Origin of the sequence: Streptomyces sp. NPDC052236 (assembly GCF_044548015.1) — a bacterium.
In the GTDB taxonomy this organism is placed as follows: Bacteria; Actinomycetota; Actinomycetes; order Streptomycetales; family Streptomycetaceae; genus Streptomyces.
The window spans coordinates 74,134-94,730 of the sequence record NZ_JBIUBL010000031.1 but is presented as its reverse complement, the minus strand read 5'-3'; the positions used below and the strand labels follow the sequence as shown (position 1 = coordinate 94,730).

Here is a 20,597-nt window from a genome sequence, read left to right as displayed (position 1 = left end):
GAACCCGACACACGTCCAGCAAGCATCGACGCAGAAAATCCTGACACCGGGGTAATCCGTGAAAAAGCTCTCCGCACGACGACGCCATCCGCTGGCGGCCGTCGTCGTCCTTCTCTTCGCGCTGGCGACCACGGGGGGGTTGTACGCCGCCTTCGCCCCCGTCGAAGAGGCGCAGGCCAACGAGGCCGCCCAGTCCCTCGCCATCGAGGAGGGCCAGAAGCTCTACACCGTCGGCTGCGCGAGCTGCCACGGAACCGGCGGGCAGGGCACCTCTGACGGTCCGAGCCTGGTCGGCGTGGGATCGGCCGCCGTCGACTTCCAGGTCGGCACCGGCCGGATGCCCGCGCAGCAGCCCGGCGTCCAGGTGCCGAAGAAGAAGGTCATCTACACGCAGGACAAGATCGACCAGCTCGCGGCGTACGTCGCCTCTCTCGGCGCAGGACCGATCACGCCGACCGAGAAGCAGTACAACCCGCAGGGCGCGGACATCGCCAAGGGTGGCGACCTGTTCCGTACCAACTGCGCCCAGTGTCACAACTTCACCGGTGAGGGCGGTGCCCTCACCGAAGGCAAGTACGCCCCGGGCCTGGGGGGCGTCAGCGCGAAGCACCTCTACGAGGCCATGCAGACCGGCCCGCAGAACATGCCGGGCTTCCCTGACACGCTCCTGCCCGAGAAGCAGAAGCAGGACATCATCGCGTACGTCCAGACCGTGAACGGCGAGAAGACCGCGACCCCCGGCGGCTTCGCGCTGGGCGGCCTCGGCCCGGTCAGCGAGGGCCTGTTCGGCTGGATCTTCGGCCTGGGAGCGCTCATCGCCATCGCCGTCTGGATCGCGGCCCACACCGCTAAGGCCAAGAAGTCATGAGTAGCCAAGAGAATCCAGAAGAGAACCTGCCGTCGGAGCAGAGAGCTGTGCAAGGCACGGCAGAGGTCGAGCGCGCCGGGGAAGACGCGTTCGCCGACCCGGGACTGCCGGCCCACCGGCCGCGTATCCAGGACATCGACGAGCGGGCCGCGAAGCGCTCCGAGCGTACGGTCGCTTTCCTGTTCATGCTGTCGATGCTGGCCACGGTCGGCTTCATCGCCGCGTTCGTGATCTTCCCGGTCGACAAGATCGTGTACATCTGGCCGCTGGGCCATGTGAGCGCGCTCAACTTCTCGCTGGGCATGACGCTGGGCATCGCGCTCTTCTGCATCGGCGCGGGCGCGGTCCACTGGGCCCGCACCCTGATGGCCGATGTCGAGATGGCCGACGAGCGCCACGCGGTCGCCGCCGAGCCCGAGGTCAAGGCCAAGGTCATGGCCGACTGGGCGGTGGGCACCCAGGAATCCGCGCTTCCCCGCCGCAAGCTGATCCGGAACACCATGTTCGGCGCGCTCGCGCTGGTGCCGCTCACCGGGATCGTGCTGCTGCGCGACCTGGGCCCGCTGCCCGAGGACAGGCTCCGCAAGACGCTGTGGGCCAAGGGCAAGCAGCTCATCAACATGAACACCGATGAGCCGCTGCGTCCCGAGGACATCACCGTCGGCTCGCTGGTCTTCGCCAAGCCCGAGGGCCTGGAAGAGGACGACCACGAGTTCAACAACCAGATCGCCAAGGCCGCCCTGATGATCATCCGGATCCAGCCGGAGGACATCAAGGACAAGCGTGAGCTTGAGTGGTCCCACGAGGGAATCGTGGCCTACTCCAAGATCTGCACTCACGTCGGCTGCCCGATCAGCCTGTACGAGCAGCAGACGCACCACGTACTCTGCCCGTGTCACCAGTCCACCTTCGACCTTGCCGACGGCGCCCGAGTCATCTTCGGTCCTGCTGGGCACGCACTCCCGCAGCTGCGGATCGGTGTGAACGCCGAGGGCAATCTTGAAGCCCTCGGTGACTTCGAAGAGCCCGTCGGTCCTTCTTTCTGGGAGCGCGGATGAGTACGACGACGACAAAATCATCGGGCGCCGACGCGCCCGGGAACCGCAAGGCACCCGCGGGCGAGCGGGTAGCCGACTGGGCGGACGGTCGGCTGGGGATCTACTCCATGGCCAAGACCAATATGCGGAAGATCTTTCCGGATCACTGGTCCTTCATGCTGGGTGAGGTCGCCCTCTACAGCTTCATCGTCATCATCCTCACGGGTGTGTATCTGACGTTGTTCTTCCACCCGAGCATGAACGAGATCGAGTACCACGGCTCGTACGTGCCGATGCAGGGCATCAGGATGACCGAGGCGTACGCCTCGACCCTGAACATCAGCTTCGACGTACGCGGTGGTCTGCTGATCCGGCAGATCCACCACTGGGCCGCGCTGATCTTCCTCGCGGCGATGTTCGTGCACATGATGCGTGTCTTCTTCACGGGCGCGTTCCGCAAGCCGCGTGAGATCAACTGGCTGTTCGGCTTCCTGCTGTTCGTGCTGGGCATGTTCACCGGATTCACCGGTTACTCGCTCCCCGACGACCTGCTGTCCGGCACCGGTGTCCGCTTTACGCAGGGCGCGATCCTGGCGACGCCGATCGTCGGCACGTACATCTCGATGTTCTTGTTCGGCGGGGAGTTCCCCGGCCACGACATGGTGGCGCGGTTCTACTCGATCCACATCCTGCTGTTGCCGGGCATCATGCTCGGCCTCGTGGTGGCCCACCTGATCCTGGTCTTCTACCACAAGCACACCCAGTTCGCGGGCCCCGGCCGTACGGAGAAGAACGTCGTCGGCATGCCGCTGATGCCGGTCTACACGGCCAAGGCCGGAGGCTTCTTCTTCCTGGTCTTCGGCGTCATCGCGATGATCGCGGCGACGTTCACGATCAACCCGGTGTGGGCGATCGGCCCGTACCGTCCGGACCAGGTGTCCACGGGCGCCCAGCCGGACTGGTACATGGGCTTCGCCGAGGGACTCATCCGCGTGATGCCGGGCTGGGAGATCAACATCGCGGGCCATACGCTCGCGCTGGGCGTCTTCATCCCGCTGACGCTCTTCGGTCTGGTGCTTGTCGCGATCGCGGTCTATCCGTTCATCGAGTCCTGGATCACCGGGGACAAGCGGGAGCACCACATCCTGGACCGGCCGCGCAACGCGCCGACCAGGACCGGTCTTGGCGTCGCCTGGGTCACGGGGTACGTGATCATGCTGATCGGCGGTGGCAACGACATCTTCGCCACCCACCTCCATCTGTCGATCAACGCGATCACCTGGTTCGTCCGGATCGCCTACTTCGTCGGTCCGGTCGTCGCCTTCATCGTCACCAAGCGGATCTGTCTGGGCCTCCAGCGGCGCGACCGCGACAAGGTGCTGCACGGACGCGAGTCCGGCATCATCAAGCGGCTGCCGCACGGTGAGTTCGTGGAGGTTCACGAGCCGCTCAGCCAGGCCCAGCGGCACACGCTCACGGCGCACGAGCAGTACGAACCGGCCGAGATCGGCCCGTCGGTGGACGAGCACGGCGTACGGCGGAAGGTGACGCGCGGGGAGAAGCTCCGGGCGAAGCTGACCAAGGGGTACTACGGCGAGGGGAACCAGATCCCCAAGGCGACGAACGAGGAGTACAAGGAGATCAGCAGCGGCCACGGCCACCACTGATCCCCACAGCTGTCGCGGCAGGGCCCCGTCCATTCGCTGGACGGGGCCCTTTGCCGTGCCCGGGGCTGGATAGGGTGGGGCTGTATCCGTGTACCCCCTTGTCCGGACTGTGGACCCCTGGAGTGGACCATGAACGTTGTGACCCCGGTTGGCGGCGGCAGCGGGCAGGACCTCTCCTGGCCGGCTGTCCTGAACGCTCTCCTGGACAACCGTGACCAGAGCGCGGATGCCACCGCGTGGGCCATGGACCGCATCCTCAGCGGTGAGGCGACCGACGCGCAGATCGCCGGGTTCGCGGTGGCGCTGCGTGCCAAGGGCGAGACGGTCGAGGAGATCACCGGTCTCGTACGGACCATGTACGAGCACGCGAACCTGATCGAGGTGCCGGGCCCCAGCGTCGACATCGTCGGGACCGGCGGCGACGGCGCGCGGACCGTGAACATCTCCACGATGTCCGCGATCGTCGTCGCCGGGACGGGCGCGAAGGTCGTCAAACACGGCAACCGCGCGGCGTCGTCGGCGAGCGGCGCGTCGGACGTGCTGGAGAAGCTCGGCGTCAATCTGTCGCTGACCCCGCAGCGGGTCGTCGAGGTCGCGGCCGAGGCGGGCATCACCTTCTGCTTCGCGGTGAAGTTCCACCCGGCGCTGCGGCATGTGGCGGCGGCACGCAAGGAACTGGGCATTCGCACGACGTTCAACTTCCTCGGCCCGCTCACCAACCCGGCGAAGGTGAAGGCCCAGGCGACGGGTGTCGCTGACGCCCGGATGGCGCCGATCATGGCCGGGGTGCTGGCGCGGCGCGGTTCGTCGGCGCTGGTCTTCCGGGGAGACGACGGCCTGGACGAGCTGACGACGACCGCGACGTCCCGGGTGTGGGTGGTACGGAACGGCACGGTCCGCGAGGAGGCCTTCGACCCCCGGGACCTCGGCATCGCGCTGGTCCCGGTGGAGGCGCTGCGGGGCGCGGACGCGTCGTACAACGCGGACGTGGCGCGCCGCCTGCTGGCGGGCGAGACGGGCCCGGTACGGGACGCGGTCCTGCTCAACTCGGCGGCGGCGCTGGTGGCGCTGGAGCCGACGGAGGGCACGCTGACGGAGCAGTTGGCGGTGGGGATGGCGAGGGCGGCGGAGTCGATCGACTCGGGCGCGGCGGGCGCGGTGCTTGACCGCTGGGTGACGGTGAGCCACTCGTAGGGGCTGCGCCCCTGGACCCCCGTACCGCCCTTCGGGCGGTGTCCTCAATCGCCGGACGGGCTGGATTTTCAGCCCCTCCGGCGATTGAGGAGCGGAGCTCGGGGGCAGCGCCCCCGACAAGGGCCCGGGGCCCCGTTTCGGGATGCGGACACAGACGTCGCGGCCGCAGAGCCGCATGGCATACTCCTCCCCAGGTCATGAGCGACAGCGAAAAAGCCCCGGCTCGCTGTCCGGCAACCCTCCGTCCGTGGCGGGGTGCCCCGGGTGAAGACCAGGCCGCAGGCAGTGAGGTCTGCGGCAAGCGCGGGCCCCTGCACACCCTGGGGTCCTGGTCCTCAAGGGAGCAGTCTCGTGAGCAAGCGAATGCGATAGGGCGTCACGCCCCCCTCTTCAGCAGAGTCTCATTCCGCCTTGCCCTGCCAGGAGATATCGCCATGTCCGCACGCCTGACCACGCCCACCACGCTCTCCGCCGCGCCGCTCCCCGTACTCGGCCACGATGTGACCGTTCCACTCGTCACCGGCGGCGAAGTCACCTACGCCGCCCTCGACTACGCGGCGAGCGCCCCCGCCCTCCAGCGCGTATGGGACGACGTGGCCGCCTACGCCCCGTACTACGGCAGCGTGCACCGGGGTGCCGGTTACCTCTCGCAGCTGTCCACCGACCTCTTCGAGAGCAGCCGCGCGACGGTCGCGGAGTTCCTCGACTGCCGCGCCGGCGACCAGGTCGTCTTCACCCGGTCCACGACCGACTCCCTCAACCTGCTCGCCGCGGCGCTCCCCGCCGACTGCCAGGTCTTCGTCTTCGAGACGGAGCACCACGCCTCACTGCTGCCGTGGCGCAACGCCCAGGTGACCTACCTGAACGCCCCGCGCACCCCCGCCGAGGCCGTCGCGACGCTGGAGCGCGCCCTCGCCGGGCGTGACCCGTACGGCCCCGCGCTGGTCTGCGTCACGGGCGCGTCGAACGTCACCGGCGAGCTGTGGCCGGTACGGGAGCTGGCGGCCGCGTCCCATGCGCACGGCGCCCGGATCGTGCTGGACGCTGCCCAGCTCGCGCCCCACCACCCCGTATCCGTACGGGACTTGGACGTCGACTGGGTCGCGTTCTCCGGGCACAAGCTGTACGCGCCGTTCGGCTCGGGTGTCCTCGCGGGCCGTGCGGACTGGTTTCAGGATGCGGAGCCGTACCTCGCGGGCGGCGGTGCCTCCCGCAGGGTCGCCCGGCGTGCGGACGGCGGCGTGGACGTCGACTGGCACACCACGGAGGCCCGCCACGAGGCCGGTTCGCCGAATGTGATCGGGGTCTACGCGATCGCCGCCGCCTGCAAGGCGCTCACCGAGGCGGGCTTCGACACACTCGTCGCACGTGAGCAGCGGCTCGTCACCAGGGTCCGTGCGGGCCTCGCGGAGGTGGAGCAGGTCAAGGTGCTCTCGCTCTTCGGGGACGACGCTCCGCGCGTGGGCGTCATCTCCTTCGTGGTCGAGGGCTGGAACAGCTCGCACTTCGCGGCGGCGCTCTCGGCGGAGTACGGGATCGGCGTACGCGACGGCCTCTTCTGCGCGCACCCCCTGGTGCGGACGCTGCTGGGCAGCGACCCGCAGGAGGCGGGCGAGTGCGGCGCGCCGGAGGCGGAGCCGGGCGAGAAGTCGCTCAACGCGATCCGGGTCAGCTTCGGCGCGGGCACCCCGGACGAGCACGTGGAGCGCTTCGTACGGGCGGTGAAGGAGCTGGTCAGCGACGGCGCGCAGTGGACGTACCGGACCGAGGACGGCCGCTGCGTCCCGGCGGTCTGAGACCAACCCGGCCTACGCGTCCAGGCCGATCGCGAAGGCCGCCTCCAGGTCGTGCTGCGAGTACGTACGGAACGCCACATGGGTGTCCGTGCCCTCCACGCCCTGGATCTTGCTGATCCGGCCCGGGATGACGTCCGCCAGATCGTCGTGTTTGGCCACCCGCACCATGGCGATCAAGTCGTACGTACCGGTGACGGAGAAGACCTCGCTGACGCTGTCCAGCGCGGCGATCGACTCGGCGATCTCCGGGATGCGGTCCACGCTGGTCTTGATGAGCACGATCGCGGTGATCACGGTTGGCTTTCTCCCTCGGTGGCCGCTGATGGGGCCTTCACTCTAGTCCCCTGCCGGAAACGTCCCCATGCGTAGAGAAACCCGATCCCGAACCCCACCAGATGCGCCAGATACGCCACCCCCGGCCCGCTGCCCGCTCCCCGAGCCGCCAGCCACTGCAGCACGAACCAGAAGATCAGCACGATCCACGCCGGGAAACGCAGCGGCAGGAAGAACAGGAAAGGAAAAAGACTGGTGACCCGGGCCTTCGGGAAGAGGTACAGAAAAGCGCCGAGCACACCCGAGATCGCCCCGGACGCTCCCACCAGGGTCTGTTCCGATTCGGCGTTGGCCGCCGCGTACGCGAGCAGTGCCAGGTAACCGCAGCCCAGGTAGAAGAGGCCGAACTCCAGCCGGCCCATCCGTTCCTCGGCCATCGCGCCGAAGACGTACAGAAAGAGCATATTGCCCAGCAGGTGCAGCCAACTGCCATGGATGAACAGTGCGGTGAGAGGGGTGAGCAGGGTGCCGGGGGAGCTGCTCATCAGGTCCGCGGGGATCACACCCCAGCGTTCGAAGTACGCGCTCTGCGCCGTGAGCAGCGCGTCACCGATGCCGTACGAAGGATTGAGGCCCGAGATGGGGCTGAGGACGAACACCGCACAGCAGGCCGCGATCGTGCCGTATGTCACCGCGGGTCCCGAGGCCGCGCCCCGGACCGTACCCCACCAACCGATCATGGACAGAGCATGGCGTACCGGGGCCGAACGGTACAGAGTGCCTCGCCGCGTCGGCGGGTACCCGCGAGGCCGTAGGGTTGCAGGAAGTGAACAGGCAGTACCTCCGTACACGCACAGCTCGACGGCACTCGCACCCGCAGGTGCACGCGCACGGCGAAAGAGGACAGCACGATGACGACGGTTCCCCAGCCGACGGCCCTGACCCGCTGGCGCTGCACCCTATGCGGCAACCTCACTCGCTTCGATGTGACTCGCTCCTCCAAGGTCGTCGAATACGTCCATCTGGACCTTGCGGGAGAACCCAAGGTCGAAGAGCGTGACGTGGTCAGTGAGACCATCGAGTCGGTGCGCTGCCGTTGGTGCAATGCGGTGGACCAGATCGAGCTGGTGGACAGGCCGGGCGTCGGCTCCTGACGGAGCGGTCCGAACGGGTAGTGGGGTGACGGACTGTGGAGCAGCCTGCAAGCGGCGCGGAACCGGCCGGCGCGGCCGGTGACGCCGCCGAGGCGCTCGACCGCCCGCTGCCCGAAAGGGTACGGCGCAGGGTCGTCGCGATGGTCTCGGACGCCTTCGGCGGTCTGACCGTCACCGAACTTCCCGTCCAGCTGCGGCAGTACGCCCGGTTCACCCCGACCCGGCGCGTCAAATTCGCGGGCAACGCGATGGCCGCCGCGCTGGAGAGCGACCCGCTGTTCCGGCAGCGTATCGGCGAGAAGCTCAGCCAGGCCGAGCCGGAGCTCGTCGGGGCGCTGGAGTCCGGGTCGCCGCCCGCCGCCGCCGATCCCGTCGATGTGGCCGCCCTCGCCTACGTACTGCGCCCCACCGGATGGGTGAAACTCGTCGCCGCCGCGGGCGAGGAGGCCCAGCGCGCGGACGCCGAGCGCGCCGACGAGGCGGGCAGGCGCGAGCTGGAGCGGCTGCGCGAAGAGCTCACCGAGGCGCGAGGCCAGATCAAGAGCGAGACCGAGCGGCTGCGTACGGAGCTGGAGACGGCCCGCAAGGAAGCCGAATCGCTCCGCCGCAAGCTGCGCAGCGCCCACAGCGACATCAAGCGCGGCGAGGCCGCCCTGCGCCGCAGCGACGCCGAGCTGGAGTCGGTCAAGTCGGAGGCCGCGGCGCGGGTCTCGGCCGCCGAGAGCGAGGGCCGGCGGCTCAGGGCGCGCCTCACCGAGGCGGAGGCGGCCGTGGAGGCGGGCCGCCGGGCCGCCCGCGAGGGCCGGTCGGTCGAGGACATGCGGCTGCGGCTGCTGCTGGACACGGTGCTCGACGCGGCGCAGGGGCTGCGCCGCGAGCTGGCTCTGCCGCCCGCGGGTATCCATCCCGCGGACACGGTGGACGCGGTCCAGCCCGGCCGGATGTCGCCCAAGGACATCGCGGCCCGCGCGCTCTCCGAGACCGATCCGGCCCTGCTGGACCAGTTGATGGCGCTGCCGCAGGCGCACCTGGTGGTCGACGGCTACAACGTCACCAAGAGCGGCTATCCGACGATGCCGCTGGAGCGGCAGCGGCTGCGGCTGCTGGGCGGTCTTTCGATGCTCGCGGCGCAGACCGGCGCCGAGATCACCTGTGTCTTCGACGGGGCGGAGCTGGCCGCGCCCGTGCTGCTCGCGCCGCCGCGCGGAGTGCGGGTGCTGTTCTCGAAGGCGGGCGTGACCGCGGACGAGCTGATCCGTCAGCTGGTACGGGCGGAGCCGCCGGGCCGTCCCGTGGTCGTGGTCTCCACCGACCGCGAGGTCGCCGACGGAGTGGCGAAGGCGGGCGCCCGCCCGGTCGCGTCCGCGCTGCTGCTGAGGCGGCTTTCGCGCGTCTAGGCGCGTATGTCGCGTCTGGCCAACTCGCATGCCAAATGACCGAATTAGCCGCCCGATAGGCGGACGTAGTGTCAAGTTGCCACTACTACGCGTGTGGTGTGAGTAAAGAATTCCCTCCTGGGTAAGAATTTTCCTCATCAGGATTTGAACTGATCACAAGAACATCACTAAGGTCAGGCCTCGAACCTTCGCGCGGTTGATCGCCCATCCGGGGCGACAGCGAAGGAACCGCCGAGTCCGTGAAGTTCGATCCTTTCCCCGGGGATATGAAGCGCGGACGCCGGGGCTCGTCCCCCGCACTGCCCGGTAGGCGGCTCTGAGGAAGAAGGAGCTCGCCTTCGTGGCGTCCCACCGTCGTCCCAAGCAGCCGAGCCGCGCCCGCGTCACCGTGCTCACCGCGACCGCCGCCGCTGCCGTAGCGCTGACCTCCCAGGCCGCTCAGGCCGCCCCGACGCCGAGCAAGAGCGAGGTCAAGGAGAAGGTCGACAAGCTCTACGAAGAGGCGGAGGTGGCCACCGAGAAGGCCACGGCGGCCGAGGTCAAGCAGGAGAAGCTCGACAAGGAGATCGACGCCCTCCAGGACAAGGTCGCCCGCGGTCAGGACGAGCTCAACACCCTGCGCGACGGCCTCGGTTCGGTGGCGAGCGCCCAGTACCGCTCCGGCGGCATCGACCCCTCCTTGCAGCTCTTCCTCTCCGCCGACCCGGACACCTATCTGGACAAGGCCTCGGCGCTGGACCAGCTCGGTGCCAAGCAGACCGAGGCGCTCACCAAGATCCAGGCCAAGCAGCGGACCCTCGCGCAGCAGCGTGCGGAGGCGGAAGGCAAGCTCGACGACCTGGCTGAGATCCGCAAGGAACTCGGTACGAAGAAGAAGGACGTCCAGGTCAAGCTCGCTGCCGCGCAGAAGCTGCTGAACTCGCTCACCGCGCAGGAGCGCGCCGCGATCAAGAGCGCCGACGAAGACCGCGCCAGCCGCGCCACCCCCCGGGCCGATCTCGGCAGCGATGCTCCCGCGGCCTCGGGCCGTGCCGCCGCCGCTCTCTCCGCCGCTCAGAGCCAGCTCGGGAAGCCGTACGTCTCCGGCGCCGAGGGCCCCAACTCCTACGACTGCTCGGGCCTGACCCAGTGGTCGTACCGCCAGGCCGGTGTGAGCATCACGCGAACCACCTACACCCAGGCCGAGGAAGGCACCCGGATCGGACGCGGCGACCTGCGCCCCGGCGATCTGGTCTTCTTCAGCGGTCTGAGCCACGTGGGCCTCTTCGTGGGCGGGGACACGGTGATCCACGCCCCCAAGCCGGGCACCGTGGTGCGCTACGAGTCCATGGAGTGGGCCGGCGACTTCCAGTTCGGCGTACGCATATGACGCCCGAACGGGCGATGTAGGTCAACTCTCGCTGACGCTACGCCCCGCTGGTGACCTGTGGTCTCCGGCGGGGCGTCAGTTTTTGTGCCCGCACGGTCTTTGGCCGTTCCGTGTGCGCCCCGCTACTCTCTGCCGCGCAAGATCCCTCGTACCAGCCGGCTGCAGCTGAGTGCAGCGGAAGGGAGCGCGGCCTGTGGCGTCCCATCGCCGACCCGCACAGCCCGGATTCACCCAGAGCGCCCGGGTCACCGTCCTGTCGGCCGCGGCGGCGACGGCCGCCGCGGCCCTCGGCGGCGGACCCGCGAGCGCAGACCCGCGCGACACCCCGGAGGCGGCGCGCGCCAGGGTCGACCGGCTCTACGAAGAGGCCGAGCGGGCCACCGAGGAGTTCAACAAGGCCGGTGAGCGGGTGGAGCGGCTACGGGAGCGGGTGACGCGGGCCCGGGACAGCGTGGCCCGTGGCCAGGAGCGCATCAACCGCATGCGGGGAGCGCTCGGTTCGGCGGCGAGCGCGCAGTACCGCTCGGGCGGCATGGACCCCGCGCTCGCCCTGCTGCTCTCGGAGAACCCCGACAGCTACCTCGACAAGGCCGCGCACCTGGACCGGGCCGGCGAGCGGCAGACGAGCCTTCTGCGGGAGCTGCGGCGGGCACAGCGGGAGCTCGGCCAGGAGCGCGCGGAGGCGGGCCGCGACCTCGCCGAGCTGGAGCGCAGCCGGGCCGCCGTCGCCCGTCACAAGCGTGCCGTCGAGCACAAACTCGGCGCGGCCCGGCGGCTGCTGAACTCCCTGACGTCCAGGGAACGCGCGGCCTTCGACCGGGCCTCGCGCTCGGGCTCCGGCCGCGAGGCGCTGCCCGGCCTCTCCGCCCTCGCGCCCGCGTCGGCGCGGGCGGCCGTCGCGATGATGGCGGTCCGCACCGCCATCGGCCGCCCCTATGTGTGGGGTGCCAACGGGCCGTACGGCTTCGACTGTTCGGGGCTCACCCAGTGGGCGTACGCGCAGGCGGGCGTCGCGCTGCCGCGCACCTCGCAGGCGCAGCGGTACGCGGGCCGCCAGGTCGCGCCGGCCGAGGCGCGACCTGGCGACCTGGTGACGTACCGCGGCGACGCCAGTCATATCGCGATGTACATGGGCAACGGCCAGGTGGTGCACGCGCCCTACCCCGGCGCGCCGGTGCGCTACGACCCGGTCGGAATGATGCCGGTCACGGGGGTCACGCGCGTCTGAGGGGTCTCTGACTCCTTCCGCGTTCCGTACGATCGGCAGGGTGGCAGGTCAGGGGCGCACCAGGCGTGAGGCGATACGGAGTACGGCGGGGCTGGGCCTCGCCGTACTGCTGGCGTCCGGCTGCTCGGGCGGCCCCGAGGTGTCCCGGGCCGCCGTGCGCGGCATCCGGCGGACGCTGGACGGCCGGGCCGCCGCGGTCCTGGCCCGCGACCGCGCCGCGTATCTGGCCGCCCTCGCGCCCGACGTCCCGCAGCTGCGGGCGGCGCAGCTGCGGGAGTTTCAGAACCTCGCGGACGTACCGCTGAGCTCCTGGGAGTACCGGCTGGGCGAGGTGAGGCGCCAGGGGGACGGGGCCGTCGCCGAGGCCGAACTGCGTTACCGGCTGACCGGGTACGACACCGCCCCCGTAAGTGTTTCGCGCACGCTGGAGCTCCGCGAAGGCGAGGATGACGGCGAAGGCGACGGCCGCTGGTATGTGACGGCCGACCGCGCGGCCAGGGGCGCGGCCGGGGCCGCGGCCCAGCAGCTCTGGCAGCAGGGCGCCGTCCAGGTCGTACGGGGCAGGCACAGCCTCGTCCTCGCCGTCGGCCAGGACACCGAGCGCCTGCGCGCCCTCGCGGCGACCGCCGACCGCGCGGTGCCCGCGGTCTCCGGCGCCTGGCCGTCGCGGTGGGCGGGGCGCGTGGTCGTCCTGGTGCCCGCCTCGCTGGACGCGATGGGCGCGCTGCTGGGCGGAGAGGCGGCCGGGTACCGGGGGATCGCGGCGGTCACCACGGGCGAGACGGGCTCGGCTCCCGGGTCGGCGCCCGCGGACCGGGTGATCGTCAACCCCGAGGCGTACGGAGTGCTTGGCGACTTCGGCCAGAACATCGTGCTCACCCACGAGACCACCCACGTGGCCACCCGCGCGCATACGTCGGCGGCCACTCCGGTATGGCTCTCCGAGGGCTTCGCGGACTGGGTCGCGTACCGCTCCACGAGCCGTACGGCCGCGCAGATCGCCCCCGAGCTCCAGCGAGCGGTGCGGCGCGGCGAGGTGCCCGCCGCGCTGCCGGAGGACAAGGACTTCGCTTTCAGCGGGGACGCCGAGGCGCTGGGGCGGGCGTACGAGGGGGGCTGGCTGGCGTGCGAGCTGATGGGCGAGCGGTGGGGCGAGAAGCGGCTGACGGGGTTCTACCGGGCGGTGGGGGCGGGCAAGCACCGGCAGGGCGCGGTGGAGAAGGCGATGGGCGAGGTGCTCTCCACGACGCCGGAGGACTTCACGGTGCGGTGGCGGGCGTATCTGCGGGAGCGGCTGGACGGCTGATCGCTGCGCAGGCAGGCCGAGCGGGCGGCACACCGACCTGCCGTCCCACTGACCTGCCATGGCTCATGACGCCAGCTGTGAGTCGTCGCGCGGCGACCGCGCGGCTCCGGCCCCCCGGCGGTCCGGCCCGGTCACCGTCTGCCGCCACAGCCGCCGGCAGGCCGTCAGCGACGCCGCGACCAGCAGCCCGTTGCGTACCGCCATCAGCAGCACCCCCAGAGCGTCGCTCGCCACCACATGCGAGAACCAGAGCGGGAATTCCAGCAGCGTCACGCCCGTCGCCGCCAGCACCATCCACGCGGGCCGCGCCATCCGGCTCGCCCGGAAGGCCAGGCACGCCGCGGCCAGGCCCACCAGCCAGATCATGTACTGGGGGCTGATCACCCGGCTCGTCGTCGTGAACAGCAGTACCGCCGCGAACGCCGCGTCGCACGGCGTACTCGGCCCGAACTCGCGGGCTCGCAGCCGCCACACCGCCAGCCAGCCCAGCGCGAGAACCGTGAGCGCGAGCGAGAGAGTGGAGACGAGCGGGACATACGGGCCCAGGAACTCCATCGAGCCGTAGCTCAGCAGCACGTCCCCCCGCCAGCCGAAGTGCCGCGCCACATGGAAGACAAGCCCGCCCAGCGACTCCACCTCCGTGCCCCGGTCGCGCTGGAAGGTCAGAAACGCCAGCGACCCCGGCAGCGCGGCGGCGAGCAGCACCGTGAGGACGGCCACCGTCCCCGCCGCCGTGGCCCACGAGCGGCGCGTGGTCTCGCCGCGCGGGGTCCCCGTGAGCAGCAGCAGCGGCCACACCTTCAGCAGCGCGCCGAAGCCCGCCAGCGCACCCAGCGCGCGCGGACTGCGCGCCGCGGCGAGGAGGGCCGCGACGGCGACGGCCGTCACCATCAGGTCGTAACGGGCGTACGCGGTCGGGCCGAGCAGCGGCACGCCCGCCACCCACACCCACATGCCGCGCCGCGAGCCGCCGCCTTCCTTCTCCTCGACCCGCTTGACCCGCAGCAGGCCGAGCACGAACGCGTCGCACAGCAGCGTGAGAACGAAGAAGGCCGTGGGATAGCCGAGGAAGGGCAGCAACAGGCCGGGCGAGAGGATCGCGAGCGCGGCGGCGGGCGGGTACTGCCAGGTGACGTCGTCCAGCGGATAGACGCCCGTCTGCAGCACCTCGTACCAGCTCTGGTAGATCACCGACACGTCGGTCGTGACATCGGGGCCGGGGAACGCCACGACCTTGAGCACGCAGAGCAGCAGCGCGGTCCTGGTGAGGATCCACGCAGTGGGGATCCACACACCGAAGGAGAGCCGTTCGCTGCTCCCGCTGCCGCCGCTCATGGGCACCTCGTCCCTGTTCGTCCGGGATGGGACGTGCCCATGATGCCGGGCGAGACCGCGCCGGAGCGATCAGGCAGGGCCGTTCGGTACTGTCGGCGGCGATGCACAAGACCCTCGTCGTGACCAACGACTTCCCGCCCAGGCCCGGTGGCATCCAGGCGTTCCTGCACAACATGGCGCTGCGCCTGGACCCCGAGCGCGTCGTCGTCTACGCCTCCACCTGGAAGCGTGGCCGCGAGGGCGCCGAGGCGACCGCCGCGTTCGACGCCGAGCAGCCCTTCACCGTCGTACGGGACCGTACGACCATGCTGCTGCCGACCCCCCGCGTCACCCGGAGGGCGACCCAGCTGCTGCGCGAGCACGGCTGTACGTCCGTGTGGTTCGGCGCGGCGGCCCCGCTCGGGCTGATGGCGCCCGCCCTGCGCAAGGCGGGCGCGCGCAGGCTCGTGGCCACCACCCATGGGCATGAGGCGGGGTGGGCGCAGTTGCCCGCGGCGCGGCAGCTGCTGCGCCGGATCGGCGAGTCCACGGACACGATCACCTATCTCGGCGAGTACACCCGCTCCCGCATCGCGACCGCGCTCACCGCCGAGGCCGCCGGACGCATGGTGCAACTGCCGCCCGGCGTCGACGAGAAGACCTTCCACCCCGGCTCGGGCGGGGACGCGGTCCGCGAGCGGCTCGGTCTCGCCGGCAGGCCGGTCGTGGTGTGCGTGTCCCGGCTGGTGGAGCGCAAGGGCCAGGACACGCTGATACGCGCGCTGCCCGCGATCCTGGCGAAGGTGCCGGACGCGGTACTGCTGATCGTCGGCGGCGGCCCGTACGACAAGGAGCTGCGCGGGCTCGCCCGCCAGACCGGGGTCGCCGACTCCGTACGCTTCACGGGCCCCGTCCCGTGGGCGGAGCTGCCCGCCCACTTCGGCGCGGGCGACGTCTTCGCCATGCCCTGCCGTACCCGGCGGGGCGGTCTCGACGTCGAGGGCCTCGGAATCGTGTACCTGGAGGCATCGGCGACCGGGCTGCCGGTCGTCGCGGGCGACTCGGGCGGGGCGCCCGACGCCGTACTCGACGGAGAGACGGGGTGGGTGGTCCGCGGCGGTTCGCCGGCGGAGTCGGCGGAGCGGATCGTCGCGCTGCTCGAGGATCCGCAGCTGCGGCGGCGGATGGGGGAGCGCGGCCGGGAGTGGGTCGAGGAGAAGTGGCGCTGGGACCTGCTGGCCGAGCAGCTGCGCGCCCTTCTCTGAACCTCTCTGGACCTCTCTGAACCTCCCTGGCCTGTCTGACCGCTTTCCGAACACTTCTCCGTACATTCCGGTGAGGCACGTACAGCATTTTTTGACGGAGCGTCAGTTCAACACGCGCCAGATATGGCCGGAACTTGAAATTCCGCCCATGCTCGCGACATGAACCCACAACTGACGCGCCGTCACATGCTGGGCATCGCCGCCCTGCAGGTGGCCTCCGCGCTCGGCTTCACCCGCATTGGTCTGGCCTCGGCAGCCGCCCGGGAGCCCCTCGCCGCCGACTACGCCCCCGCCGTCGTCATCGGCTCCGGCTACGGCGCGGCCGTCGCCGCCCTCCGCCTCGGTCAGGCGGGCATCCGCACCCTCGTCCTGGAGATGGGCCGGCTCTGGGACAGCACCACAGGCACCGGCCCGGACGGCAAGGTCTTCTGCTCCACCTCGGCGCCCGACCACCGCTCCATGTGGTTCCGCACCCGCACCGAGGCGCCGCTCGCCACATTCCTCTGGCTGGACGTCGTCAACAAGAACATCAGCCCCTACCCCGGCGTACTCGACCGGGTACGCCACACCGACATGTCCGTCTTCCTCGGCCGGGGCGTCGGCGGCGGATCGCTCGTCAACGGGGCCATGGCGGTGACCCCGCCGCGTACGTACTTCTCGCAGGTCCTGCCCCGGGTCGACGCCGCGGCGATGTACGGCACCTACTTCCCGCGGGCCCGGCAGCTGCTGGGCGTCAACACCGTGGACCCGGCCTGGTTCGAGTCCACCGAGTGGTACCGCTTCTCGCGGATCTCCCGCACCCACGCCCAGAACACCGGCCTGAAGACCGTCTTCGTGCCGAGCGTCTACGACTTCGCTCATATGCGGCGCGAGGCCGCGGGCCAGGCCACGAAGTCGGCGCTCGCCGGTGAGGTCATCTACGGCAACAATCACGGAAAGCGCAGCCTCGACAAGACCTACCTCGCCGCCGCGCTCGCCACCGGCAACGTCACCATCCAGACCATGAACCGGGCCAGGGCGATCCGCAAGGAGCCCGCCACCGGCTACGTCCTGACCGTCGACCGTACGGACGAACTGGGCAAGGTTGTCGAAACGCGGGAGATCGGCTGTCAGCGCCTCTTCCTCGGCGCGGGCAGCCTCGGCACCACCGAACTCCTGCTGCGCGCCCGAGAGAGAGGCACCCTGCCCGACCTCAGCCCCGAGGTCGGCAAGGGCTGGGGCAACAACGGCAATGTGATGACGGGCCGCGCCAACCACGTCTGGGACACCGTCGGCGCGAACCAGGCGACCATGCCCGCCCTGGCCATCGACGACTGGGCCAACCCCACGCACCCCGTCTTCGCGGAGATAGCGCCGCTGCCGATGGGCTTCGAGCACTGGATCAGCCTCTACCTGGCGATCACCCAGAACCCCGAGCGCGGCACTCTCTCGTACGACGCCGCCACCGACTCCGCGAAACTCCACTGGTCCCGGTCCCAGAACCAGCCCTCCGTCACCGCGGCCACGAACCTCTTCGACCGCGTCAACAGAGCCAACGCCACCATCTACCGGTACGACCTCTTCGGCGGCAACAAGACCTTCGCCGACGACTTCACGTACCACCCGCTGGGCGGCTGCGTGCTCGGCCGGGCGACCGACGACTACGGCCGTGTGCGCGGCGCGCCGGGGATCTACGTCACCGATGGAGCGCTCGTCCCCGGCTCCATCGGCGTCAATCCGTTCCTCACCATCACCGCGCTCGCCGAACGCGCCCTGGAACGGATCCTGCTGGAGGATCAGCTCCGGTAGCCGAGGTCAGCTCCGGTAGATCCCCTCGATCTCGTCGGCGAAGTCCTTCGCCACCACATTCCGCTTCAGCTTCAGCGACGGGGTGATATGCCCCGCCTCCTCAGTGAACTGGGAGCCGAGAATGCGGAACTTCCGCACCGATTCCGCCTTGGAGACGGCCGCGTTGCCGTCGTCCACCGCCCGCTGGATCTCCGCCAGCAGGTCAGGGTCGTCGCACAGTGAAGCGGCCGTGGACCCGGCCCGCTTGCCGTGCTCCGCGGCCCAGCGCCCCAGGAACTCCTCGTCCAGGGTGACCAGCGCGCCCACGAACGGCCGCCCGTCGCCCACCACCATGCACTCCGCGATCAGAGCGTGCGCGCGGATGCGGTCCTCGATCACCGCGGGAGCGACGTTCTTGCCGCCCGCGGTGACCAGGATCTCCTTCTTGCGGCCCGTGATCGCGAGATAGCCGTCCTCATCCAGGGTGCCGATGTCGCCCGTGTGGAACCAGCCGTCGGCCAGCGCCTCGGCGGTCGCCGCCTTGTTGTCCCAGTACCCCTGGAAGATGTGCTCGCCGTGCAGCAGCACCTCCCCGTCGTCCGCGATCCGCACCACCGAGCCCGGCAGCGGCTGACCGACCGTGCCGATCTTCTGCCGGTCCCACGGGTTGAAGGTGGTCGCCGCGCACGACTCGGTGAGGCCGTAGCCCTCCAGCACCGTGAAACCGATACCGCGGTAGAAGTGCCCGAGCCGCTCGCCCAGCGGCGCGCCGCCGGAGATCGCGTACTCGCCGCGCCCGCCGAGCACCGCCCGCAGCTTGCTGTACACGAGCCGGTCGAAGACCTTGTGCTTGACCTTGAGACCCAGCGAGGGCCCGCCGGGGTTCTCCAGCGCGCGGCTGTACGTGATCGCCGTCTGCGCCGCCTTGTCGAAGATCTTGCCCTTGCCGTCCGCCTGCGCCTTGGCGCGCGCCGCGTTGTAGACCTTCTCGAAGACGCGCGGCACGCCGAGAATCAGCGTGGGCCGGAAAGAGGCCAGCTCTTCGGTGAGGTTCTTGATGTCCGGTACGCAGCCGAGCTTGATCGGCGCCATCACGGCGGCGATCTCGACCAGCCGCCCGAAGACATGCGCGGCGGGCAGGAACAGCAGCACCGAGCACTCGCCCGTACGGAACAGGGGCCCCAGCCGCTCCACCGCATTGCCGCACTCCGCGAAGAAGCTGCGGTGCGTGAGCACACAGCCCTTGGGGCGGCCGGTGGTGCCCGAGGTGTAGACGATCGTCGCCGGGTCGTCCGCCTTCGCGCTGGCGCTGCGCTTGTCGACGGTCTCCTCGCTGATCTCCGCGCCCGCCACGGTCAGTTCCTCGACCGCGCCCTTCTCGATCTGCCAGACGTCACGCAGGGCGGGCAGCCGGTCGCGTACGGACTCTACGGCGGCGGCGTGCGTCTCGCTCTCCACGACGACCGCGACCGCGCCCGAGTCGCTCAGGATCCACTGCACCTGCTCAGCCGAACTCGTTTCGTACACCGGGACGCTGACCGCTCCGGCGCTCCAGATCGCGAAGTCGAGCCGCACCCATTCGTAGCGGGTACGCGACATCAGCCCGACTCTGTCACCGGGCTCGATGCCCGCGGCGATCAGGCCCTTGGCGGTGGCGCGCACCTCCGCGAGGAACTGGGTGGCGGTGACGTCCGTCCAGACGCCCGCCACTTTGCGGGCCATGACCGCCACATCGGAATGCTGAGCGGCATTGCGGCGGATGAGATCCGTCAGGTTGCCGTCCGTGGGGACCTCGTACAGGGCCGGAAGGCTGAACTCGCGCAAGACTGCTGCTCCTCATCGGGCGCCGGCGCCACGGCTCTGTGTGATGCACCGACTGCGGTCCAAGATCGGGCATGCTCGGTGGGGTCGAGCACGGCTGGACTGCTCGGACGTTACCGATCAGTACTGGTTCCGGATAGGGGGTTCCGGCCAGATGTTCGCTGCGTCACACGTATATGGCAGTACTTCGCGCAGAGTAGTCCACGCGTGTTACGGGCAGGAAGAACGGCTGGTCCGCCCGCCCGGTGGGTCCCCGATCTACCAGCCGGACGGCGGGCGTTCTAGGGTGATCGCCATGGGCGACAGGCGAACTGTGCGGGTCAATGTGATCAGTGACGTGCACGGAAACGCCAAAGATCTCGCCACGGCGGGCGATGGCGCCGACGCGCTGATCTGCCTCGGCGACCTCGTCCTCTTCCTCGACTACGCCGACCACTCGCGCGGCATTTTCCCGGACCTGTTCGGCGTCGACAACGCCCACCTCATCGTGGCGCTGCGCACCGCGCGCCGGTACGAGGAGGCCCGGGAGCTGGGACGCAGACTCTGGGCCGAGCTGGACATGGACCCGGCGAGCGCCATCGAGTCGGCCGTGCGGCGCCAGTACGCCGAGCTGTTCGCGGCCTTCCCGACGCCGACGTACGCCACCTACGGCAATGTCGACATGCCGGCGCTCTGGCAGGAGTACGCGGGGCCGGGCACCACCGTCCTCGACGGCGAGCGCGTCGAGATCGGCGGCCGGGTCTTCGGCTTCGTCGGCGGCGGTCTGCGCACCGCCATGAACACCCCGTACGAGATCTCCGACGAGGAGTACGCCGCCAAGATCGAGGCGCTGGGCGAGGTCGATGTGCTCTGCTCGCACATTCCGCCGGAGGTCCCGGAGCTGACGTACGACACCGTCGCGCGCCGCTTCGAGCGCGGCAGCCACGCCCTGCTGGACGCCATCCGCAGAACCCGCCCCCGGTACGCGCTTTTCGGCCATGTGCACCAGCCGATCGTCCGCCGGATGCGCGTCGGCGCGACGGAGTGCGTGAACGTCGGTCATTTCGCCTCGACCGGGCGGCCCTTCTCCCTCCAGTGGTGAGATCGGGGGGTGAGACCGGGCCGGACCGGGCCCTGGAGTGATGGCATGCCGGGTCGCGAT

Annotated in this window: 17 protein-coding genes and 1 riboswitch; of the genes, 13 read left to right on the top strand and 4 right to left on the bottom strand. The window is 70.2% G+C overall.

Going from position 1 to position 20,597, the window contains the following annotated elements; all coding sequences use genetic code 11:
- Nucleotides 1–58: 58 nt before the first annotated feature.
- From ACIHCQ_RS37025 to ACIHCQ_RS37005, 5 genes are all read left to right on the top strand, one after another.
- Complete coding sequence (locus tag ACIHCQ_RS37025; protein WP_399672632.1) at nt 59–868, top strand: c-type cytochrome; 810 nt, start codon at nt 59–61, stop codon at nt 866–868.
- Entirely contained in the window at nt 865–1,926 is a 1,062-nt protein-coding gene (locus tag ACIHCQ_RS37020) for a Rieske 2Fe-2S domain-containing protein (RefSeq protein WP_399672630.1), read from the top strand. The genes ACIHCQ_RS37025 and ACIHCQ_RS37020 overlap by 4 nt, the downstream gene beginning before the upstream one ends.
- On the top strand, nt 1,923–3,572 hold the full coding sequence (locus ACIHCQ_RS37015) for a cytochrome bc complex cytochrome b subunit (protein ID WP_399672628.1): 1,650 nt from the start codon (nt 1,923–1,925) through the stop codon (nt 3,570–3,572). The genes ACIHCQ_RS37020 and ACIHCQ_RS37015 overlap by 4 nt, the downstream gene beginning before the upstream one ends.
- Before the next feature lie 129 nt (nt 3,573–3,701).
- A complete protein-coding gene (gene trpD / locus ACIHCQ_RS37010) occupies nt 3,702–4,766 on the top strand; it encodes an anthranilate phosphoribosyltransferase (protein ID WP_399672626.1) in 1,065 nt (354 codons plus the stop codon).
- A gap of 193 nt (nt 4,767–4,959) precedes the next feature.
- Nucleotides 4,960–5,076: riboswitch (SAM riboswitch) on the top strand.
- Between the two features lie 124 nt (nt 5,077–5,200).
- Complete coding sequence (locus ACIHCQ_RS37005) at nt 5,201–6,562, top strand: aminotransferase class V-fold PLP-dependent enzyme (protein ID WP_399672624.1); 1,362 nt, start codon at nt 5,201–5,203, stop codon at nt 6,560–6,562.
- A 12-nt stretch (nt 6,563–6,574) separates the two neighbouring features.
- Here the strand turns inward: ACIHCQ_RS37005 and ACIHCQ_RS37000 are convergent, their stop codons facing one another.
- Entirely contained in the window at nt 6,575–6,856 is a 282-nt protein-coding gene (locus ACIHCQ_RS37000; protein ID WP_266543481.1) for an Lrp/AsnC family transcriptional regulator, read from the bottom strand.
- A complete protein-coding gene (locus tag ACIHCQ_RS36995; protein WP_399672622.1) occupies nt 6,853–7,575 on the bottom strand; it encodes a rhomboid family intramembrane serine protease in 723 nt (240 codons plus the stop codon). Before ACIHCQ_RS36995 ends, ACIHCQ_RS37000 begins: the two co-directional genes overlap by 4 nt.
- Nucleotides 7,576–7,746: 171 nt before the next feature.
- Between ACIHCQ_RS36995 and ACIHCQ_RS36990 the strand changes: the two genes are divergently transcribed.
- From ACIHCQ_RS36990 to ACIHCQ_RS36970, 5 genes are all read left to right on the top strand, one after another.
- Nucleotides 7,747–7,989 carry a hypothetical protein gene (locus ACIHCQ_RS36990; RefSeq protein ID WP_399672620.1) on the top strand — a complete coding sequence of 81 codons (243 nt, stop codon included), beginning with the start codon at nt 7,747–7,749 and terminating at the stop codon, nt 7,987–7,989.
- A 35-nt stretch (nt 7,990–8,024) separates the two neighbouring features.
- Complete coding sequence (locus ACIHCQ_RS36985; RefSeq protein WP_399672618.1) at nt 8,025–9,386, top strand: NYN domain-containing protein; 1,362 nt, start codon at nt 8,025–8,027, stop codon at nt 9,384–9,386.
- A 340-nt stretch (nt 9,387–9,726) separates the two neighbouring features.
- Nucleotides 9,727–10,755, top strand: a complete 1,029-nt coding sequence (locus ACIHCQ_RS36980) for an NlpC/P60 family protein (RefSeq protein ID WP_399672616.1) — start codon at nt 9,727–9,729, stop codon at nt 10,753–10,755.
- A gap of 193 nt (nt 10,756–10,948) precedes the next feature.
- Complete coding sequence (locus ACIHCQ_RS36975) at nt 10,949–11,983, top strand: NlpC/P60 family protein (RefSeq protein ID WP_399672614.1); 1,035 nt, start codon at nt 10,949–10,951, stop codon at nt 11,981–11,983.
- Nucleotides 11,984–12,023: 40 nt separating this feature from the next.
- Nucleotides 12,024–13,289, top strand: coding sequence for a hypothetical protein (locus ACIHCQ_RS36970; protein WP_399672612.1), 1,266 nt, complete (start codon nt 12,024–12,026; stop codon nt 13,287–13,289).
- Between the two features lie 63 nt (nt 13,290–13,352).
- On the opposite strand, the gene ACIHCQ_RS36965 is transcribed toward ACIHCQ_RS36970, so the two are convergent.
- Nucleotides 13,353–14,624: a glycosyltransferase 87 family protein gene (locus ACIHCQ_RS36965; RefSeq protein WP_399672610.1), complete on the bottom strand. Its 1,272-nt coding sequence runs from the start codon at nt 14,622–14,624 to the stop codon at nt 13,353–13,355.
- Between the two features lie 101 nt (nt 14,625–14,725).
- On the opposite strand from ACIHCQ_RS36965, the gene ACIHCQ_RS36960 reads away from it, so the two are divergent.
- Both ACIHCQ_RS36960 and ACIHCQ_RS36955 read left to right on the top strand, forming a co-directional pair.
- Nucleotides 14,726–15,868, top strand: coding sequence for a glycosyltransferase family 4 protein (locus ACIHCQ_RS36960; protein WP_399672608.1), 1,143 nt, complete (start codon nt 14,726–14,728; stop codon nt 15,866–15,868).
- 159 nt (nt 15,869–16,027) lie between these two features.
- Nucleotides 16,028–17,656, top strand: coding sequence for a GMC oxidoreductase (locus tag ACIHCQ_RS36955; protein ID WP_399672606.1), 1,629 nt, complete (start codon nt 16,028–16,030; stop codon nt 17,654–17,656).
- Nucleotides 17,657–17,662: 6 nt separating this feature from the next.
- Here ACIHCQ_RS36955 and ACIHCQ_RS36950 read toward each other — a convergent pair whose 3' ends face one another.
- The gene (locus ACIHCQ_RS36950; RefSeq protein ID WP_399672604.1) at nt 17,663–19,459 is read right to left on the bottom strand and encodes an AMP-dependent synthetase/ligase; all 1,797 of its coding nucleotides are present in this window, start codon (nt 19,457–19,459) and stop codon (nt 17,663–17,665) included.
- Nucleotides 19,460–19,751: 292 nt separating this feature from the next.
- Here ACIHCQ_RS36950 and ACIHCQ_RS36945 point away from each other — a divergent pair, with 292 nt between their 5' ends.
- Nucleotides 19,752–20,537, top strand: a complete 786-nt coding sequence (locus tag ACIHCQ_RS36945; RefSeq protein ID WP_399672602.1) for a metallophosphoesterase — start codon at nt 19,752–19,754, stop codon at nt 20,535–20,537.
- Nucleotides 20,538–20,597: the final 60 nt, after the last annotated feature.